This window comes from Pseudoflavonifractor sp. MSJ-30, assembly GCF_018918045.1.
Lineage (GTDB): Bacteria > Bacillota > Clostridia > Oscillospirales > Oscillospiraceae > Faecousia.
The window spans coordinates 13,627-31,687 of record NZ_JAHLPU010000004.1 but is presented as its reverse complement, the minus strand read 5'-3'; the positions used below and the strand labels follow the sequence as shown (position 1 = coordinate 31,687).

General features: G+C 57.9%; 16 protein-coding genes. 14 read left to right on the top strand and 2 right to left on the bottom strand.

What is annotated here, in order from left to right:
* Positions 1-219: 219 nt before the first annotated feature.
* From recQ to KQI10_RS00125, 14 genes are all read left to right on the top strand, one after another.
* Positions 220-2,049 carry a DNA helicase RecQ gene (gene recQ, locus KQI10_RS00190; RefSeq protein WP_216565338.1) on the top strand — a complete coding sequence of 610 codons (1,830 nt, stop codon included), beginning with the start codon at positions 220-222 and terminating at the stop codon, positions 2,047-2,049.
* A gap of 202 nt (positions 2,050-2,251) precedes the next feature.
* Positions 2,252-3,286, top strand: a complete 1,035-nt coding sequence (locus KQI10_RS00185; protein ID WP_216565337.1) for an ABC transporter substrate-binding protein — start codon at positions 2,252-2,254, stop codon at positions 3,284-3,286.
* A gap of 83 nt (positions 3,287-3,369) precedes the next feature.
* Complete coding sequence (locus KQI10_RS00180) at positions 3,370-4,287, top strand: ABC transporter permease (RefSeq protein ID WP_216565336.1); 918 nt, start codon at positions 3,370-3,372, stop codon at positions 4,285-4,287.
* Positions 4,280-5,074: an ABC transporter ATP-binding protein gene (locus tag KQI10_RS00175; RefSeq protein ID WP_216565335.1), complete on the top strand. Its 795-nt coding sequence runs from the start codon at positions 4,280-4,282 to the stop codon at positions 5,072-5,074. Before KQI10_RS00180 ends, KQI10_RS00175 begins: the two co-directional genes overlap by 8 nt.
* A 395-nt stretch (positions 5,075-5,469) precedes the next feature.
* Positions 5,470-6,393, top strand: a complete 924-nt coding sequence (locus KQI10_RS00170; protein WP_216565334.1) for a transporter substrate-binding domain-containing protein — start codon at positions 5,470-5,472, stop codon at positions 6,391-6,393.
* Positions 6,394-6,535: 142 nt separating this feature from the next.
* Complete coding sequence (locus KQI10_RS00165) at positions 6,536-7,258, top strand: amino acid ABC transporter permease (RefSeq protein ID WP_216565333.1); 723 nt, start codon at positions 6,536-6,538, stop codon at positions 7,256-7,258.
* 8 nt (positions 7,259-7,266) lie between these two features.
* On the top strand, positions 7,267-8,043 hold the full coding sequence (locus tag KQI10_RS00160; protein WP_216565340.1) for an amino acid ABC transporter ATP-binding protein: 777 nt from the start codon (positions 7,267-7,269) through the stop codon (positions 8,041-8,043).
* 1 nt (position 8,044) lies between these two features.
* Positions 8,045-9,475 carry an amidohydrolase gene (locus KQI10_RS00155; protein WP_216565332.1) on the top strand — a complete coding sequence of 477 codons (1,431 nt, stop codon included), beginning with the start codon at positions 8,045-8,047 and terminating at the stop codon, positions 9,473-9,475.
* A gap of 125 nt (positions 9,476-9,600) precedes the next feature.
* A complete protein-coding gene (locus KQI10_RS00150; protein WP_216565331.1) occupies positions 9,601-10,788 on the top strand; it encodes a hypothetical protein in 1,188 nt (395 codons plus the stop codon).
* The gene (locus KQI10_RS00145) at positions 10,785-11,609 is read left to right on the top strand and encodes a hypothetical protein (RefSeq protein WP_216565330.1); all 825 of its coding nucleotides are present in this window, start codon (positions 10,785-10,787) and stop codon (positions 11,607-11,609) included. The genes KQI10_RS00150 and KQI10_RS00145 overlap by 4 nt, the downstream gene beginning before the upstream one ends.
* 87 nt (positions 11,610-11,696) lie before the next feature.
* Positions 11,697-13,034 (top strand): DUF1576 domain-containing protein, encoded by a 1,338-nt coding sequence (locus tag KQI10_RS00140; RefSeq protein ID WP_216565329.1) that lies wholly within the window; start codon positions 11,697-11,699, stop codon positions 13,032-13,034.
* Between the two features lie 222 nt (positions 13,035-13,256).
* The gene (gene trmB / locus KQI10_RS00135; RefSeq protein WP_253284995.1) at positions 13,257-13,946 is read left to right on the top strand and encodes a tRNA (guanosine(46)-N7)-methyltransferase TrmB; all 690 of its coding nucleotides are present in this window, start codon (positions 13,257-13,259) and stop codon (positions 13,944-13,946) included.
* 1 nt (position 13,947) lies between these two features.
* Positions 13,948-15,813, top strand: a complete 1,866-nt coding sequence (mnmG, locus tag KQI10_RS00130; protein ID WP_216565328.1) for a tRNA uridine-5-carboxymethylaminomethyl(34) synthesis enzyme MnmG — start codon at positions 13,948-13,950, stop codon at positions 15,811-15,813.
* Entirely contained in the window at positions 15,810-16,217 is a 408-nt protein-coding gene (locus tag KQI10_RS00125) for an MATE family efflux transporter (RefSeq protein WP_216565327.1), read from the top strand. Before mnmG ends, KQI10_RS00125 begins: the two co-directional genes overlap by 4 nt.
* 214 nt (positions 16,218-16,431) lie before the next feature.
* Here the strand turns inward: KQI10_RS00125 and KQI10_RS00120 are convergent, their stop codons facing one another.
* Entirely contained in the window at positions 16,432-17,118 is a 687-nt protein-coding gene (locus KQI10_RS00120; protein WP_216565326.1) for a YjjG family noncanonical pyrimidine nucleotidase, read from the bottom strand.
* Positions 17,115-17,984 carry a 16S rRNA (adenine(1518)-N(6)/adenine(1519)-N(6))-dimethyltransferase RsmA gene (gene rsmA / locus KQI10_RS00115; RefSeq protein WP_216565325.1) on the bottom strand — a complete coding sequence of 290 codons (870 nt, stop codon included), beginning with the start codon at positions 17,982-17,984 and terminating at the stop codon, positions 17,115-17,117. The genes KQI10_RS00120 and rsmA overlap by 4 nt, the downstream gene beginning before the upstream one ends.
* Between the last annotated feature and the right edge of the window lie 77 nt (positions 17,985-18,061).

The following is an 18,061-nucleotide window of genomic DNA, read 5'->3' as shown; positions in this document are numbered from 1 at the left end:
CGGTCAGCGCCCCCTTGAGGCTGCTTCTTATCGATTTTCTTGCAGAAGCAAGAAAACCGCCGCCGGAGGCACCCAGCTGATGGACGGACGGGGCTATTGTCTAAGGGAAATCTATAAGCCATCCCACAACAGCGGGAACCCCGTTTGCATTTCCTGCTGTTTTGTGCTACACTGGGCAGAAAGTCAACACCGGGGGCGGCCCCGGGAAGAGAGGAAAAGATGGAGACAAAAGAATCGATCCTGCAAAGGGTCTTTGGCTATTCGGCCTTTCGGGGCGGCCAGGAGGCGTTGATCGACGCCCAGCTGTCCGGCCGGGATGCCTTCGGCATTATGCCCACCGGCGGCGGCAAGAGCCTGTGCTACCAGATCCCAGCCCTGCTGCTGGAGGGGGTCACACTGGTGATCTCTCCCCTGATCTCCCTGATGCGGGACCAGGTCATGGCCCTGAAAAATGCCGGGGTGGCGGCGGCCTATATCAACAGCTCCCTGACGCCCAATCAGATCCGGCTGGTGTACCGCAACATCCGGAGCGGCATGTACAAGATCATCTATGTGGCCCCGGAACGGCTGCTGACGGACGGTTTTCTGGAGGCAATCCAGACCCGGAAGGTCTCTCTGGTGACGGTGGACGAGGCCCACTGCATTTCCCAATGGGGTCAGGATTTCCGGCCAAGCTACCTGAAAATCGTGGATTTTCTGAACATTGTACAGCCCCGGCCTGTGGTATCCGCCTTTACGGCCACGGCTACGGAACTGGTGCGGCAGGACATCGCCGAAATCCTGAAGCTGCGGGACCCTCTGCGGATCGTCACAGGCTTTGACCGGCCCAATCTACGCTTCGAGGTTCAAAAACCTGCCCAGAAGCTCCCGGCCCTTCTGGAGTTGGTGCGTCAGCGCCGGGACAAAGCGGGGATCGTCTACTGCGCTACCCGGAAGGCGGTGGAGGAGGTCTGCCGGAACCTGCAGCTGAACGATATCGCGGCGACCCGGTACCATGCGGGTCTGCCGGATGAGGAACGCCGGGAAAATCAGGAGGACTTCCTCTATGACCGGAAGACCGTTATGGTGGCTACCAATGCCTTCGGTATGGGCATCGACAAATCCAACGTGTCCTATGTAATCCATTATAATATGCCCCAGAGTCTGGAGAGCTACTATCAGGAAGCGGGCCGCGCAGGACGGGACGGTTCCAAGGCTGAGTGCATTCTGCTGTTCGCCCCGGGGGACGTACAGACCGCCAAATACCTGATCCAGCACCCGGCGGGGGCCGGGGAGCTGACGGAGGAGGAGCAGCTGCAAAAGCAGCGCCAGGACCTGGAGCGTCTGGACGTCATGGTGGGCTATTGCAAGACACAGGAGTGCCTGCGGGGCTACATTCTGGATTATTTCGGTCAGGCCCATGAAAAGATCTGCGGAAACTGCGGCAATTGCGGCGCGGACATGGAGGAGCGGGACATTACGGATGATGCCCGGCAGATTCTGATCTGCGTCCAGCGCATGAACGCCCGGCTTGGGTATTCTCTGGGCATGACCAGTGTGGTGCTGGTGCTCCTTGGGAGCCGGGACAAGCGGCTGCTGACGCTGGGACTGGACAAGCTGAGCGCCTACGGACAGCTGCGCAAATCCGGAAAAGATACGGTCCGGGCCATGGCGGAGAGTCTGGAATCCCAGGGATATCTGGAGACGGACCCGGTCCACGGCGGCGTCAGCCTGACAGAACGCGCTCGTGAGGTTCTTTTTGAGGGAAAGACTGTCTCCATGCGCTTCCCCAAGGGGCGGACAGCCGCCGCGGCCCGGCAGGAGACCACTGCGGATCAGGACCTGCTCACGATGCTCAAGGCCCTGCGCTGGAAAATCGCCAAGCAGGAGGGAACACCCGCCTATATCATCTTTACCAATGCCTCTCTGGAGGATATGGCCAGAAAGACTCCCACAACACTGGAGGACTTCCGGAAGGTCAGCGGTGTGGGCAATGCCAAGGTCCAGCGCTACGGCGAGACCTTTGTGGACGCCATCGCGGAGTATCTTCTGGAGCATGGGCGGGGGTGAGATGACCGAAAGCCGATACGAAAATGCATTTTTTCACACAAATTATGCATATATACAAGTAAGCCCCTGATATTACCTGTAAATTGAGAAAAATGTGAATTTTTCGTTGACAATTGGAAATCCCGGGTGTATAGTAATCTGGAACTGCTCCACCAGTGGAGCACAAAAGTTCACAGAGAAAACACGAAGGGAAGAAAATGAAATGAAAAAAGCACTTGCGCTTGTGCTGGCAGCGATGCTGCTGGTATCTATGGCGGCCTGTACAGGTACCGCTCCGGCGGCGACGACTGCCGCGACCACCGCTGCCGCTGAGACCACAGCCGCCGCGGATGAGACCTCTGCCCAGACCGAGACGGACAAGACCTATGTGGTCGGCATCTGCCAGCTGGTGCAGCATCCCGCGCTGGACGCCGCTACTCAGGGCTTCAAGGACGCTTTGACCGAGGCACTGGGCGGCGCTGTTTCCTTTAACGAGCAGAATGCCTCCGGAGAGTCCGTCAACTGCGCCACCATTGTCAACAGCCTGATTGCTTCCAATGTAGATCTGATCCTGGCAAACGCCACGTCTCCCTTGCAGGCGGCTGCCTCCGCGACCGCGGATATTCCCGTTCTGGGAACCTCTGTTACGGACTATGCCTCCGCTCTGGAGATCGACGACTGGAACGGCACCGTAGGCGGCAACATCTCCGGCACCTCCGATCTGGCCCCTCTGGACCAGCAGGCGGCTATGCTGCGGGAACTGTTCCCCGATGCCAAGACCGTCGGTCTGCTGTACTGCTCCGCTGAGACAAACAGCAAGTACCAGGTGGATGTGATCCGCGGCTATCTGGAAGAAGCCGGCCTGACCTGTGCGGAGTTCGCCTTTACCGACACCAACGATGTCACTTCCGTTACCCAGAAGGCCTGTGATTCCAGCGATGTGCTCTACATCCCCACGGATAACACCGCTGCCTCCAACACCGAGGCCATCGCAAACGTAGTCCTGCCTGCCGGCGTGCCTGTTATCGCCGGTGAAGAGGGCATCTGCAAGGGCTGCGGCGTGGCAACGCTCTCCATCAGCTACTACGATCTGGGCTATGCCACCGGCAAGATGGCGGTGAAGATTCTGACCGGCGAGGCGGTTATTTCCACCATGCCTGTGGAGTACGCACCCCAGGTCACCAAGAAATACAATGCCGCCAACTGCGAGGCTCTGAATGTGACCGTGCCCGATGACTATATCGCCATCGAAGACTGATTGAAATGAAACGAATACAGGGACAGGGGGCATTTCCCCCTGCCCCTGTGTTGTAATTTTAGAAGATTTGAGGTAACACCCCTATGTTTTTCTCCTCCCTTTTGAACGCCGCCCCCGGCGCCGTTGCCCAGGGTATGCTCTGGGGCATTATGGCCATCGGCGTGTATATCACCTACCGCATTCTGGACGTGGCGGACCTGACCGTAGACGGCAGCCTTGCCACCGGCGGCGCGGTGTGCATTATGCTCATGCGCGCCGGATGCAACCCCTGGCTGGCCCTGCTGTGCGCGTTCCTGGTGGGCATGCTGGCGGGTATGATTACGGGCCTGCTGCATACCCGCTGCGGTATCCCCGCCATTCTGGCGGGCATTCTGACCCAGCTGGCCCTGTACTCTGTGAATCTGCGGATCATGGGCAGCAAGTCTAACCAGCCTATTTCCGTGGACAAGTACAATCTGGTTGTTTCCCAACGGTTTGTGAAGGAGCTTTCCCTTCGGAATCCGTTGATCCCGGCCATTGTTACGCTGGCGGTGCTTATCGGTATTCTCTACTGGTTCTTCGGCACGGAGTACGGCAGCGGTCTGCGGGCCACCGGCGCCAATCGCCGCATGGCCAGCGCACAGGGCATTGATACCCGGGTCACCGTGACGGTGGGCCTGATGCTCTCCAATGGTCTGGTGGCGCTCTCCGGCGCGCTGCTTGCCCAGTATCAGGGCGCTGTGGATGTAAACATGGGCCGCGGCGCCATTGTCATCGGTCTGGCCGCCGTGATCATCGGCGAGGTGCTGCTGGGCAAGGTCTTCCGAAACTTCGCCCTGAAGCTCTGTGCTGTGGTGATCGGCGCGGTGATCTACTACATGGTGCTGCAGATCGTTTTGCAGCTGGGTCTGAATACCAATGACCTGAAGCTCTTTACCGCGGCGATCGTGGCGCTGTTCCTGTCCATCCCCTGCTGGAAGGACAGTGTCCGCACGAAGAAGGGAGGCGTCCGCAATGCTTGAGATCAAAAATGTCAGCAAGACCTTCAACCCCGGTACGGTCAACGCAAAGACGGCCCTGAACGGCCTGAATCTGACTCTGAACGATGGGGACTTTGTTACGGTTATCGGCGGCAACGGCGCGGGCAAGTCTACCATGCTGAATGCCGTGGCAGGCACCATTCAGGTGGATACCGGCTCGATCGTTCTGGACGGCCGGGATATCACCCGGCTTCCGGAATTCAAGCGGGCGGCGTACCTGGGCCGTGTGTTTCAGGATCCCATGATGGGCACTGCCGCCACCATGCAGATCGAGGAAAATCTGGCGCTGGCGGACCGCCGGGGCCAGCGGCGCACCCTGAAAAAGGGCATTACCGCCGCGGACCGGGAGCACTATATCGAGCAGCTGAAAATTCTGGATCTGGGGCTGGAAAATCGTATGACCGCCAAGGTCGGCCTGCTTTCCGGCGGCCAGCGCCAGGCACTGACCCTGCTGATGGCGACCCTCCAGAAGCCGGAGCTGCTGCTGCTGGACGAGCACACCGCCGCCCTGGATCCAAAGACCGCCGCCAAGGTTCTGGAGGCGACACAGCGCATTGTGGAAAAGAATAACCTGACCACCATGATGATCACACACAATATGCGTGACGCCATTACCTATGGCAACCGGCTCATCATGATGTACGATGGCCATGTGGCTGTAGATGTTTCCGGCGAGGAAAAGAAGCACCTGACGGTCGAACAGCTGCTGGAGCTTTTCAGCAAGGCATCCGGCTCCGACGAGGCGGACGACAAGCTGCTGCTGTCCTGAAAACCAAAAAGAACGCTCCCCGCGGAGCGGCCCTGAGGGTTGGGCCGCTCCGCGGGGAGTGAAAGAACAGAAACCACAGCACGGAATATTCCGCGTCAGGAGGGCGGCAGCTGCCGCCCTCTTTCAAACCTGCGTGGAAATGGAATATATGCAGAACAGACGGAATAAAAATACATGATAGAGAGGACACAAACAGCATGCATTTATACGGCGATGTGTGTATAAATGAGTATATATTCATATAATATGTGAATATATGAATATAATATACATATTAACCATGCGATATCACAATAAAATGAATATACTTTGTGTGCTTTATCAATTGAAATTGCATAATATACGCGCTATAATACAGCCATCAATCAAACGAACCGCAAAGGAGAGAATGAAAAATGAAAAAGACCGTATCCATGATCCTTGCCGTACTGCTGATGGCTTCCCTGCTGGTTGGCTGCGGCAGCACCTCCGCAAACACCGCCACCACCGCTGCCACCGCTGAGACCACAGCGGCCGCCGGAACCGATGCAGCTGCCGAGACCACCGCGGCCGCTGCTGAAATCAAGACCGTTACCCCCGGCGTTCTGACCGTTGCCACCTCTCCTGACTTTGCTCCCATGGAGTTCACCGACCCCACCAAGCAGGGACAGGATATGTACGTTGGCTTTGATATTACCCTGGCCAAGTACATTGCTGAGAGCCTGGGTCTGGAGCTGCAGATCATGCCCATGAGCTTCGATGCCTGCCAGACCGCCGTCTATGCCGGCACCGCCGACATGGCTGCCTCCGGCTTCAGCTGGACCGAAGACCGGGCACAGAACTACAACACCTCTGACTACTATCACGCCGGCGACAACGAGGACGAGCAGGTTCTGATCACTCTGGCCTCCAACGGCGACAAGTATGCCACGGCTGAGGGCCTGAAAGGTGCGAAGATCGGCGCGCAGAACGCCTCCCTGCAGCAGTCTCTGGCCACTGAGCAGCTGCCCGATTCCGAACTGGTTCTCTTCACCGATCTGGGCACCGGCGTTCTCCAGTTGAAGAACGGTGACTTTGACTGCATCGCGGTGGCCAAGGGCAACGGCGACGCCATCATCGCCAACAATCCCGAGATCGCCACGTCCGGCTTCAAGTTCGTGGTGGACGAGAAGTACACCGGAAACGTGATCCTGCTGCAGAAGGGCAACGATGGGCTGACTGAGGCCGTAAACGCCGCGCTGGCCGCTTCCAAGGATCAGTGGGACACCTGGTACAACGAGGCCAAGGCCATCTCCGGCATCGAAATCTCCTACGACGATCAAGGCAATGTAGCAAACTAAGCCCTCTGAAAAGCAAATAACCGGCAGCCCCGGCGGCTGCCGGTTCTCCCCGCAAACCGGGTGCTTTCCTTTTGAACGCGGCGCCGTCGCGCTGAAAAGAAAAGCATCCAACAGATCTTCATTTTGAAAGGAAATCAGAAAGATGGATTTTACCCTGTTCCTGCCGAACCTGGCAAAGATTTGGAGCCAGTACTGGAAGCTCTTCCTGTTCACCGGCCTGAAAAATACATTGATTCTTACTTTTATCTCCGTGGCGCTGGGCACCGTGCTGGGCACATTGGTCGCCATGCTGAAAATGTCCAAATCCAGAATTCTCCGCTTCATCGCTTCGGTCTATGTGGAGGTGCTGCGGGGTACGCCTATTCTGCTGCAGCTGTATGTCTTCTATTTCGTGCTGCCGAATATCTTCACCTTCCTGAAGCTGAGCCAGTTCATGTGGGTATCCATTTCCCTGTGCATCAACTCCTCTGCCTACGTCTCCGAGGTCATCCGCTCCGGCATACAGGCCGTGGACAAGGGACAGACCGAAGCGGCGCGTTCTCTGGGCCTCAGCGAGGGCCAGACCATGGTGAAGATCATTCTGCCGCAGGCAGTGCGCAACATCCTGCCGGCTCTGGGCAATGAGTTCATCATGATGCTGAAGGAGACCTCTCTGGCGTCCACCTTCTTCCTGGGCGACATTATGACCTCCTATCTGATTGTTAAGGGCGTTTCCTATCTGACGCTGGAGCCCCTGACCATCGTTGCCATCATCTATTTGTGCGTGACCTATCCTCTGAGCAAGATTGTGGATCGCTTCGGCAAGAAGATGGCCAACCCCAACAGCTACCGGAACCGTAAAGTAAAAGCAGGAGGCAAGAATTAATCATGGAAATGATCAAAACAGTTGATTTGCATAAGAGCTTCGGCGACCTGCAGGTGCTGAAGGGCGTCAATCAGACCATTGAAAAGGGCGAGGTCGTCTCCGTCATCGGCCCCTCCGGCGGCGGCAAGAGCACCTTCCTGCGCTGCCTGAACCTGCTGGAAAAGCCCGAAAGCGGCAAAATCTACTTCGAGGGCGATGAGATCACCGGAAACCTGACCAAGGAGGAGAAGCAGCTCATCAAGGAGGGCAAAATGCCCAAGCCTGCCAAGGTCAATATCGATCTGCACCGGCAGAAGATGGGCATGGTGTTCCAGCACTTCAATGTGTTCCCCCACCTGACCGTGGCGAAGAACATCACTCTGGCTCCCATGATGCTCAAGGGCAAGAGCGAGGCCGAGGCAAACCAGATGGCAAAGGACCTCTTAGCCCGGGTGGGCCTGCTGGAGAAATACGATGAAATGCCCGGCAACCTCTCCGGCGGACAGAAGCAGCGGCTTGCCATTGTCCGGGCTCTGGCCATGGAGCCGGACGTTATGCTCTTTGACGAGCCTACTTCCGCTCTGGACCCCGAAATGGTGGGCGAGGTGCTGGACGTTATCAAGGGTCTGGTGGACACCGGCATGACCAGCGTCATCGTCACTCACGAAATGCGCTTCGCCCGGGAGGTTTCGGACCGGGTACTGTTTATGGCCGAGGGCAACATTCTGGAGCAGGGTGCCCCGGACCAGATTTTTTACCATCCAACCCATCCCCGGCTCCAGGACTTTCTGAAGAAGGTGCTGTAATATGAACAAGCAGGAACTGTATCATACCGTTGAGGCCAAGAAGGATGAGATCCTGAACCTCAGCGACAAAATCTGGGAGTACGCCGAGCTGTCCATGCTGGAGACCAAGTCCACGGCGGCCTATGTGGCTCTGCTGAAGCAGGAGGGCTTCCGGGTAGAGGAGAACCTTTGCGGTATTCCCACGGCTTTCTCCGGAAGCTATGGCTCCGGCAGCCCCAAGATCGGCATTCTGGGCGAATATGACGCCCTGTCCGGCCTGTCTCAGGTTCCCGGCGTGGCGGAAAAGCAGCCTCTTGTTGAGGGCGGCTGCGGGCAGGGCTGCGGCCACAATCTGCTGGGCGCGGCCAGCCTTGCCGCTGCCATCGCCATCAAGGACGCCATTGCCGCCGGAAAGCTGAAGGGAACCGTTGTTTTCTATGGCTGCCCCGGGGAGGAAGGCTGCGCGGGCAAGACCTTTATGGCGAGAGACGGCCTTTTCAAGGATCTGGACGCCGCCATTACCTGGCACCCCGGCGACACCAACGAGGTGACCACCGGCTCCAACGCCGCCTGTATGCAGATGGTCTATGAATTCGCGGGCACCGCCGCCCACGCCGCGGGAAACCCCTGGGACGGCCGCTCCGCTCTGGACGGCGCGGAGCTGATGAACATCGGCGTCCAGTTCCTCCGGGAGCATATGGAGCCCAAGTGCTCCATCCACTATTCCGTTGCCGATGCTGGAGGTATTTCCCCCAATGTGGTGCAGCCCACGGCGAAGCTCGTGTACATGGTCCGGGCGGAGACTGTCCGCAAGGCCAAGGCGCTGCTGGCTCGGGTCAACGATATCGCCAAAGGTGCGGCGCTGATGACGGGCACTTCCGTCACCTGGCACCAGTTGGACGGTACCTCGGACACCCTGTCCAATACCGTCCTGGAGCAGCTGCTCTACGACAATCTGGTGGAAGCTCCCCTGCCGGAGTACACCCGGGAGGAGTGGGCTCTCGCCGAGGCTCTGCGGAAGACCTATCCCCATGACAGTCTGCCCGGCGACAGCGTGGAGACGAACCCTGTGCTGAAAAAGCAGATCAGCCAGCTGTCCGACAAGGGCGCAAAGGCCATCAACGATTTCGTGGTGCCCTACTATCCCGCCTATCACTACAGTCCCGGCTCCACGGACGTGGGCGACGTCAGCTGGCTGACCCCCACCGCCCAGTTCAATACGGCCACCTGGCCTTCCAAGGTTCCCGGCCACAGCTGGCAGGTGGTTTCCACGGGTAAGACGGGCATTGCCTATAAGGGTCTGCTCTACGCCGCCAAGGTTCTGGCCGGCACCGCCATGGATCTGATGGAAAAGCCGGAGACCCTGAAGGCCGCCCGGGACGAATTCAGCGAAACCGCCGCCGCGGGCTATGACTGCCCCATCGGCCCTGAGGTCGTGCCCAGCGCACAGTAAGGATATTTTCAGAGAGGACGCAGTGCGTTTGCGCTGCGTCCTCTTTTCGCCTTTTGCGGAAAAGAAGTTGAACCGCCGGAAAATGTATTGTATAATGACAAAAACGCACAAGGGAGGACAAGACCATGGCAGCCTTTCACTCTGTAACCGAATGCAACAATGTCCCCGTGGATTCGCGGTATCTATTTCTGGAGGCGGAGTATTTTGACTTGACTAGGGAACAGGCGGATTCTCTGATCGAAGCGTTTGTTGTCTGGTGTGAAGGACTTTTTTCCGAAGGGTTTGTTACTGATTGGGACTGCTGTGGCTTAAAATCACGGTGGAAAACAGGGAAACCGGAAAAGCTTCTGTCTGCGTTTAGAGAAGATGGTATCCGGAACTTTGGGCTCAGTGGTGCCGTCCGGTGCAATACAATCTATAACAAGACTTCATACCGCACATATTTGCGGACACAGAGGTACTCTATGCCCGGAAGGCCCAAGGGAAGCGACGTATCAGAGGACTACTGGGCCTTTTACAGGACCCAGGCAGCGAAAATCAAAAGCGGGGAGCTTGACTGGATAAGCGGGATCCTCAGCTTTTTTGAAGAGCCGCACCGGGTTCGGCGGACAATACTTGATCCGGAAGAGCTGCTAGGGGTTGCTACAAAATTTCCGTACTGGGCAAACGATGGCCTGTTTCACGGTGATCTTTGGCTGCAGGTCCCTATTTACTGTCTGGGTGACGGCCTGCATGAAATGGCAAACGCGTTTTCTGCATTTCTGGAACACTGGGCAGGCGAGCTCTCCAATTTGAACGGACGTGTTGCGATTTCACCTTTTAACGGTGTGAGTAAGTGGAGCGGGTACATGAGATACTTTGGATCAGATGAGGAAAAGATGGCCCCGCCTCCGCCACAGGGCTATATCCCAGTCGAATGGTACAAATATGCCTATCTCTGCGGGGCGGAGTGGTTCAACGTCGTTTCTCCCCTCGTGCAGACCCATCTGCCCACGCTCTGGGCAGATGCCCAGAAAACGGAGGGAATTCTGGCAAACAGGCATTCCAACGGGAATATTTCCCTCAAACTGGATCAGGACCCGGAGACTGTGGATGTGGAAGATCTGCGGAAAATGAAAGACCTTCTGTATGACGGCCTTTATCCGGGAATGAGGACAATGCAGAAAAGCTGCTTTTTTGATCCGACGCGGACAACTATGTTGACAAAGCCGCGTGTATACTGGGAGTGCGTCCCCATCCGGCGGGAGGAGATCCTTGAGACGGAGGATGCGATCATTTTCCGGCATGTGGCAGCGAGGGAAAATGTGAAATGAAGGTAGTGTGCCATTTTTCGCGTCCGCTTGACCCGGCACTGGAAACGCTGCTGGAGAAGTACGGCGTTTCCTATAAGAGATTTGAGATGCCGGATAAGAGAGAATACGCCAGTTTTGACATCCCAGAGACAAGCCCGGCTTACGCGGCGTTCCGGCAGCTGCGACCGGACGAACCCGCACCCATAAGAAACGCGGTGTTTACGGAGCGGGAACGGGAAAACGCACAGTGGCTCACCTGTGCGGCGCTGACGGCAAAAGTGGAGCTTCAAAGGGAAGAAGATTCTTTCACCTGCTCTGAACCTTTCGGAGAGGGCATGGCCCGTCATCGGACCTGGAACGGCGGGCCGTTTTATGTGGCAAAGCCTATTTCCAGAAAGCCAAACCAGCACTTTTTCACGGCTTATGGGGTGGAGGACCACCTTTTCTGTACAGAACGGGCGAAGAACCTTCTGGAAGCGCTTGACCTGCCCCTTGCGTTTCAGGCTGTCTGCCATTACAGGACGGGGAACCCCATCGGAGATTTGTACGACATTCAGATTTTGACGGAGTTACCCGTTGATGCCCTGGAGCTGTCCAAATCCGAAGAGGCGTTTACCTGTCCCGTATGCGGGAAACAGACGTTTCTCCCACCGCTCCAGCTGCGCCTGCGCGGCGCGTACCTGGAAGGGATGCCTATGATCTGCGCAACGAAACCGGTATTCGGCTGGGGCGGCAATTATGCGGCGCGGATCAATCTTATCTCTCACGATTTGTATCTGTATTTGAAGAAAAACGAATTGACGCGGGGCCTGCGGGTGGATCCGGTGGAGCTGATCGGCTAAGTTTTGAAAACCCCTGCCCGTTCATTGACATTCCGCCCCGTTCCCCCTATAATAAGGGCAGAACCATTCACGTTCTGGGGGATGCACATGAAGAAAATCAAAAGTCTGCCGGAAAGCAGCTTTCTGGGGCTGTTTTTCTATCTCTTTTCCTTTGCCTTCCTGCTGGCGGCGGTGCTGATGCCCGATAGGGCGCAGCTTTTCTCCGGCATGCGGCAGATCCTCAGCCAGCCCTGCAAGGTGCCCACGAATTATTTTGCCGTAGGTGGCTACAGCGCAACCTTTTTCAATATGGGCTGCGTGTGCCTGATGTGCCTGGGGCTGTATGTGGCCTTCCGGGCGGAGCTCAACGCCACGGCTACCATGGCCATTATCCTGACCACGGGCTTCGGCTCCTGGGGCATTAACATCCAGAATATCTGGCCCACCATCTGGGGCACCATGCTCTACTGTGCGGTGAAGAAAAAGCCCATGAGGAACTATGTCTCCGCCATGCTTTTCACCACCGGCATTGCCCCGCTCATTACAGACCTGATCATCCGGCATCCCTTTGACACCGTTATGGGCTACAGTGCCCGGGGCTTTCTGGTGGCGGTGGTCGTAGGCGTGGTCAGCGGTTTCTTTGTTCCCGCGGGACTGACCCATGCGCCCAATGTCCACAAGGGCTATAACCTGTATAACGCCGCGCTGCCTGTGGGCATGGGAGCCTTTATGCTCCAGGCCATCCTCTTCAATTCCACCGGCATCGCCCTGCCCAGCGCACCTCCGGCGGTTACCCTGATGGTAGCCTCCCGACTGACGGCCAACGGCTTCTGCGGCATTCTCTTCGGCCTCGCCATTCTGGCTGCCCTGGCCATGGGCTGCACGCCGAAAAAATACTTGGCTTTCGTGACGAACCAAAAGCGGAATTCCAGCATTTCCGCGGGACTGGGCAACGATGTGTTCCTGATGAACTTCGGCGTTTTCGGCCTGTTCATTCTGGGGTACTATAATCTGGTAGGGGCCAGCTTCAATGGGCCCACCTTCGGCGTTATGTTCTGCATGCTCTCCACCTGCAACTCCGGTTCCCACCCTCTGAACGCCTGGCCCATGCTGCTGGGCTATGTGGTGACGGCCCCGCTGATGCAGTGGGTCTCCGGCCAGCTGGGGGGCAACTTCACCTACCATATCAATGCCCAGGCCATCCTGATCGGCGCCTGCTACTCCAACGGCATGACACCCATTGTGGATAAGTACGGCCCCGTGCTGGGCCTCTTTGCGGGGATGTTCCATTCTCTGCTGGTCACCTCCGTGCCACTGCTGCATGGCGGCTACTGCCTCTATAACGGCGGCCTCACCGCGGCATTTATCTGCCTGATCCTGATGCCCACCGTAGAAGAGCTGCTTCCCACCCGGGAACAGCGCAGACGGAAACGGGCAGAAAAGTAATAAGCCATTTTCCAAAGCACACGGCCTGCCCGTGTGCTTTTGGTTTGCGGGAGATGCAGACGTCCGCTGTTTCTTCGTAGGGGCCGCTTTCCCAAGATATTCACGAATTCGCGGTGCGGGCAATTTCCGTGATTTCGATTCCCACTTTATTGACTTTCTGACGTTTTTCCCCTATAATAAATCGTTAAATCGAAACAAAACCCTTTTGCGGAGGATCAAGATATGCGAATGCGGAAGATGAAGAACCTGGAGCCCCGGATGGAGCGGTGCGCGGCGCTGCGCGTTCAGAGCCCGGCGGAGAAGAAGGGCCATTGGCGGGATCTGATGCCCGGCTGCGCGGCCCTCTGGGTGGAGGTCGGCTGCGGCAAGGGCAAGTTTACCGCCGAGACCGCTCAGGCCAACCCCGATGTGCTGCTCATTGCCGTGGAGCGCTGCCGGGAGGCTATGGTTGTGGCCATGGAGAAGGCCCAGGCCATGGGTCTGACCAACGTGTATTACATCGACATGGATGTGGCGGAGATCGAGAATATCTTTGCCCCCGGCGAAATCGACCGGCTGTTCATCAACTTCCCGGACCCCTGGCCCCGGAAGAAGAACGCCAAGCGCCGCCTGACCCACCGGGGCTTTCTGGACAAGTACTGCCGGGTGGTCAAGGAGGGCGGCGAGTTCCATTTCAAGACCGACAACGCACCTCTCTTCGCCTTCTCTCTGGAGGAGTTCGCCGCCTGCGGCCTGGAGACGAAAAACGTCACCGATGATCTGCACAAGGACGGCGTTGTAGGCATCATGACCGGCTACGAGGAGAAGTTCCACGAGCTGGGCACCCCCATCCACCGCTGCGAGGTGGTCTGCAAGCCCTTTGTGCTCCCCCAAGAAGAGAAAAAGGAAAAGGCGGAGCCTCAGGAGGCATAATATGGCCTATTTTGTTGAAAATTGCGATGTGGCGGTCATCGGCGCGGGCCACGCGGGCATTGAGGCCGCTTTGGCCGCCGCCCGGCTGGGCCTGCACACCGCCCTGTTTACCATCAATCTGGACGCCGTGGGCAATATGCCCTGCAATCCCGCCATCGGCGGCACCGGCAAGGGCCATCTGGTCCGGGAGTTGGATGCTCTGGGCGGCGAAATGGGCCTGGCGGCAGATGCCAGCTGCATCCAGTACAGGATGCTGAACCGGGGCAAGGGCCCCGCGGTTCATTCTCTCCGTGCCCAGGCGGACCGGCGGCGGTATCAGGAGTACATGAAGCACACGCTGGAAAAGCAGGAGCATCTGGAGCTGAAGCAGGCACAGATTACGGAAATTCTGACGGAAAACGGGGCTGTTTCCGGTGTCCACACCAATCTGGGTGCGGAATACGGGGCCAAGGCTGTGGTCATTGCCACAGGAACCTATCTGGACTCCACCGTCATCATCGGGGAGAGCGTGATCCCCTCCGGCCCGGACGGTATGCATCCCAGCGTCGGCCTTTCGGACAGCCTGCGGAATCTGGGGCTGAGCCTCCGGCGTTTTAAGACCGGCACCCCCCCCCGGGTGAACCGGCGCGGCATTGATTTTTCCAAAATGGAATTGCAGCCCGGCGACGAGACCGTGGAGCCATTCTCCTTCCGGACGGAGCACAAGGTGAACAACTCCGCCGTGTGCTACCTGACCTATACCAGCGAGCGCACCCACGAGATCATCCGGGCCAATCTGAACCGGAGTCCCATTTATGACGGCACCATTTCCGGCGTTGGTCCCCGGTACTGCCCCAGTATTGAAACGAAGATCGTCCGCTTCCCGGAGAAGACCCGGCATCAGCTCTTTATTGAGCCCTGCGGGCTGAACACCGAGGAAATGTACATTCAGGGTTTTTCCTCCAGTATGCCGGAGGATGTGCAGCTGGAGATGCTCCATTCTGTCCCCGGTCTGGAGCACGCCGAGATGATGCGCCCGGCCTACGCCATTGAATATGAGTGCGTGGACCCCACCCAGCTGCTGCCCACGCTGGAATGCAAGCTGGTTCCCGGTCTCTACGGCGCGGGCCAGTTCAACGGAACCTCCGGCTACGAAGAGGCTGCCGCGCAGGGCCTGGTGGCCGGCATCAACGCGGCACTCAAAATTCTGGGCCGTCCTCCCATGGTCCTGACCCGGGACACCAGCTATATCGGCACGCTTATTGACGACCTTGTGACCAAGGGTACTCAGGAGCCATACCGGATCATGACCAGCCGCTCGGAATACCGTCTGCTCCACCGGCAGGACAATGCCGACCAGCGCCTGACCGCCATCGGCGCGGCGGTTGGCCTGGTGCCCCGGAGCCGGTTGGAGTCGGTCAACGCCAAATACGAAGCCGTCCGCCGGGAGATCAACCGCCTGGAATCCAGCGGCGTTCCCGGAAGCGAGGCTCTGAACGAAATGCTCTCCGCCCGGGACACAGCCCCGGTGACCAATTCTGCCCGGCTTGCGGACCTTCTGCGCCGCCCCCAGGTCAGCTATGAAGATCTGGCGCCCTTTGACGCGGAACGTCCCTCTCTCCCCGCCGCCGTGACGGAGGAAGTGGAGATTCAGGTGAAGTATGCCGGATATCTGGCCCGGCAGGAAAAGCAGGTGGCGGAATTCAAGAAGGAAGAGGCCCGTCTGCTGCCCCCGGACATCGACTATACCGCCATTCAGGGCCTGCGTCTGGAGGCACGGCAGAAGCTGCGGGATATTCGCCCCATCTCCCTGGGGCAGGCCGGCCGCATCTCCGGCGTCAGCCCCGCGGATATTGCGGTGCTGATGATTTACCTGGAGGGAAGGTGACGCTGTGCACCCTCTGTGCCACCCTTACCTGCGCGGCTGTGACCTGTCTGATCTGTATTTTTCTTCCCAAACAGGTGTTTAGCCTGTTTACAAACGATCCGGCAGTGATTGAGTTGGGCGTTACATTCCTGCGGATTTTTATTCTGCACTTCATCGTTTCGGCGATCATCGGTGCGTTCCAGGCAATGGTCATGGGCTGCGGCTTTGTGGAGCTGGGGTTCCTGATTGGCATTCCGGATGGCGTGGTGTGCAAAATCGGCCTGAGCTGGATGTTTATGAATGTTTTCCGCATGGGCTGCCAGGGCCTGTGGTGGGGCGCAGCCTGCTCCAGGATTATTCCCACAGCCTACTACTGCTCCGGGAAGTGGCGGACCAGAACGCTGCTGAAGAAAAAGAATGCGTAAAATGGATTCGCAACTTGCACTTGCAATTTGCGGAGTTTGACTGAAACTGGCAAGACAGCGCATATTGACCGCGTCCTAATATGGTCGAGGGACTATCTGTCCATCCTTTCTGAAAATGAATTGAGCGAAGACGAAGAATTGCAAGCGGAAGCAAACACATACAGTTCAGCCCCGGACATTTCGATGCCCGGGGCTGAAAACATTATGGACTTTTTTACAGTTTCCGCAGCAAAGCGGGAAGCTGGGAAAGACTTTCAATCTCATAGTCCGGCCGGATATTCTCCGGGGCCTGGTTGTGGGCCGGGTTGACCCAGCAGGTCCGCATTCCGGCGCGGATGCCGCCCAGAATATCGGAGGTCAGGCTGTCGCCAACCATCATGGCTTTGTCGGCGTCGTAGCCCGGAATCCGGGCGGCGCAGGCATCAAAAAACTCTTTGGCGGGCTTGTTGGAGCCGAGCTCCTGGGAGACGAAGACTTGCTCGAAGCAGGGGTAAAGTCCGGCGCTGGTCAGGCGGCCGTGCTGTACAGAGGCAGTGCCGTTGCTGGCGAGGAACAGGCGATAGTGGCCTTGCAGCGCGTCCACCGCTTCCCGGGCTCCCGGCAGGTAGTAGTGGCCGATGCTCAGGTTGTGCTCATAGCTGCGGGCAATCTGCGCAGGGTCCGCATGCTTGCCCAGTTCGTCAAAGAGCATTTGGAAGCGGCCCACAAGTACCTGATCCCGGGTGATCTCGCCCCGCTCCAGGCGCTGCCAATGGAGTTTATTGATCTCGTGGTAGCGGTTCAGCACCGCGTCCGTAGGCTCCAGGCCGAATTCCCGGAAGGTTTTTGCTATGGCCAGACGCTCTGCCTTATGGAAATCCAGAATGGTGTCGTCCAGGTCCAGAAAAAGAAATTCAATCATTTCGCTGCCCTCCGGGAAGTAATCTCATTGGCGATCCGGGCAAATTCCGGAATGCCCAGGGTCTCGCCCCGGACGTTCTCCGGAAAGCCGCAGACCTTCAGAACATCCTCGGCCCCGGCCTTTCCCAGCTCCGGGAATCCGGCGGTCAGGCCGTTGGAGAGCTTTTTCCGCCGCATGGCAAAGCTGGAACGGACGACGTGGAAGAAGGCCGCCTCATCGGTGACGTTCCAGGGGCGTGCCGCCCGGCGGCGCAGCGTGATGACCGCAGAGGTCACCTTGGGCTGGGGCAGGAAGCAGTTGGGCGGAACGTCAAAGAGCAGCTCCGGCTCCGTATAATACTGGCAGAAGACGGAGAAAGCGCCATAATCTGCCGTGCCAGGGGCAGCGGCGATCCGCTGGGCGACCTCTTTCTGCACCATGACGGTAACGGTATCGAAGCAGTCCGCCTCCAGAAGGGCAGAGAGAATGGGGGTGGTGATGTAGTAGGGCAGGTTGGCGCAGGCCATGGGCCGCAGACCGGGAAATTTCTCAGCCACCAGGGCTGGAATATCCTGTTTCAGAATGTCGCCCCAGAGGATCTCCAGGTTGGAAAAATCGCCTGCGGTTTGCTTCAGAATGGGTTCCAGACGGGTGTCTACCTCTACGGCGCAGACCTTCCCTGCCCGCAGGCAGAGCTGCTGGGTCAATGGCCCGATGCCGGGACCAATCTCCAGCACCCCGGCAGTTTCGTCCACCCCGGCCTCCTGGGCGATGGAGGCTGGCACCCAAGGGGCGATGAGAAAATTCTGCCCCTTGGCTTTGGAAAAATGGAAGCCATGCTGCGCCAGCAGCGGCTTCATGACCTGAATATCGCAAACGTTGAGCATAGAGTCTCCTTAATTGTATCTATGGAGTTAGCAGCCTTCCCCTGGGGAGGTTTTTGCTTTATTCTACCACACGTTGC

Excerpts from the sequence above, each read along its gene's own strand:
- KQI10_RS00120 (WP_216565326.1), bottom strand. The coding sequence starts at position 17,118 with ATGATTGAATTTCTTTTTCTGGACCTGGACGACACCATTCTGGATTTC.
- KQI10_RS00160 (WP_216565340.1), top strand. The coding sequence starts at position 7,267 with ATGATCAAAACAGTTGATTTGCATAAGAGCTTCGGCGACCTGCAGGTG.
- KQI10_RS00150 (WP_216565331.1), top strand. The coding sequence starts at position 9,601 with ATGGCAGCCTTTCACTCTGTAACCGAATGCAACAATGTCCCCGTGGAT.
- KQI10_RS00175 (WP_216565335.1), top strand. The coding sequence starts at position 4,280 with ATGCTTGAGATCAAAAATGTCAGCAAGACCTTCAACCCCGGTACGGTC.
- KQI10_RS00185 (WP_216565337.1), top strand. The coding sequence starts at position 2,252 with ATGAAAAAAGCACTTGCGCTTGTGCTGGCAGCGATGCTGCTGGTATCT.
- rsmA (WP_216565325.1), bottom strand. The coding sequence starts at position 17,984 with ATGCTCAACGTTTGCGATATTCAGGTCATGAAGCCGCTGCTGGCGCAG.
- KQI10_RS00155 (WP_216565332.1), top strand. The coding sequence starts at position 8,045 with ATGAACAAGCAGGAACTGTATCATACCGTTGAGGCCAAGAAGGATGAG.
- KQI10_RS00180 (WP_216565336.1), top strand. The coding sequence starts at position 3,370 with ATGTTTTTCTCCTCCCTTTTGAACGCCGCCCCCGGCGCCGTTGCCCAG.
- KQI10_RS00145 (WP_216565330.1), top strand. The coding sequence starts at position 10,785 with ATGAAGGTAGTGTGCCATTTTTCGCGTCCGCTTGACCCGGCACTGGAA.
- KQI10_RS00170 (WP_216565334.1), top strand. The coding sequence starts at position 5,470 with ATGAAAAAGACCGTATCCATGATCCTTGCCGTACTGCTGATGGCTTCC.
- KQI10_RS00165 (WP_216565333.1), top strand. The coding sequence starts at position 6,536 with ATGGATTTTACCCTGTTCCTGCCGAACCTGGCAAAGATTTGGAGCCAG.
- trmB (WP_253284995.1), top strand. The coding sequence starts at position 13,257 with ATGCGAATGCGGAAGATGAAGAACCTGGAGCCCCGGATGGAGCGGTGC.
- KQI10_RS00140 (WP_216565329.1), top strand. The coding sequence starts at position 11,697 with ATGAAGAAAATCAAAAGTCTGCCGGAAAGCAGCTTTCTGGGGCTGTTT.
- recQ (WP_216565338.1), top strand. The coding sequence starts at position 220 with ATGGAGACAAAAGAATCGATCCTGCAAAGGGTCTTTGGCTATTCGGCC.
- mnmG (WP_216565328.1), top strand. The coding sequence starts at position 13,948 with ATGGCCTATTTTGTTGAAAATTGCGATGTGGCGGTCATCGGCGCGGGC.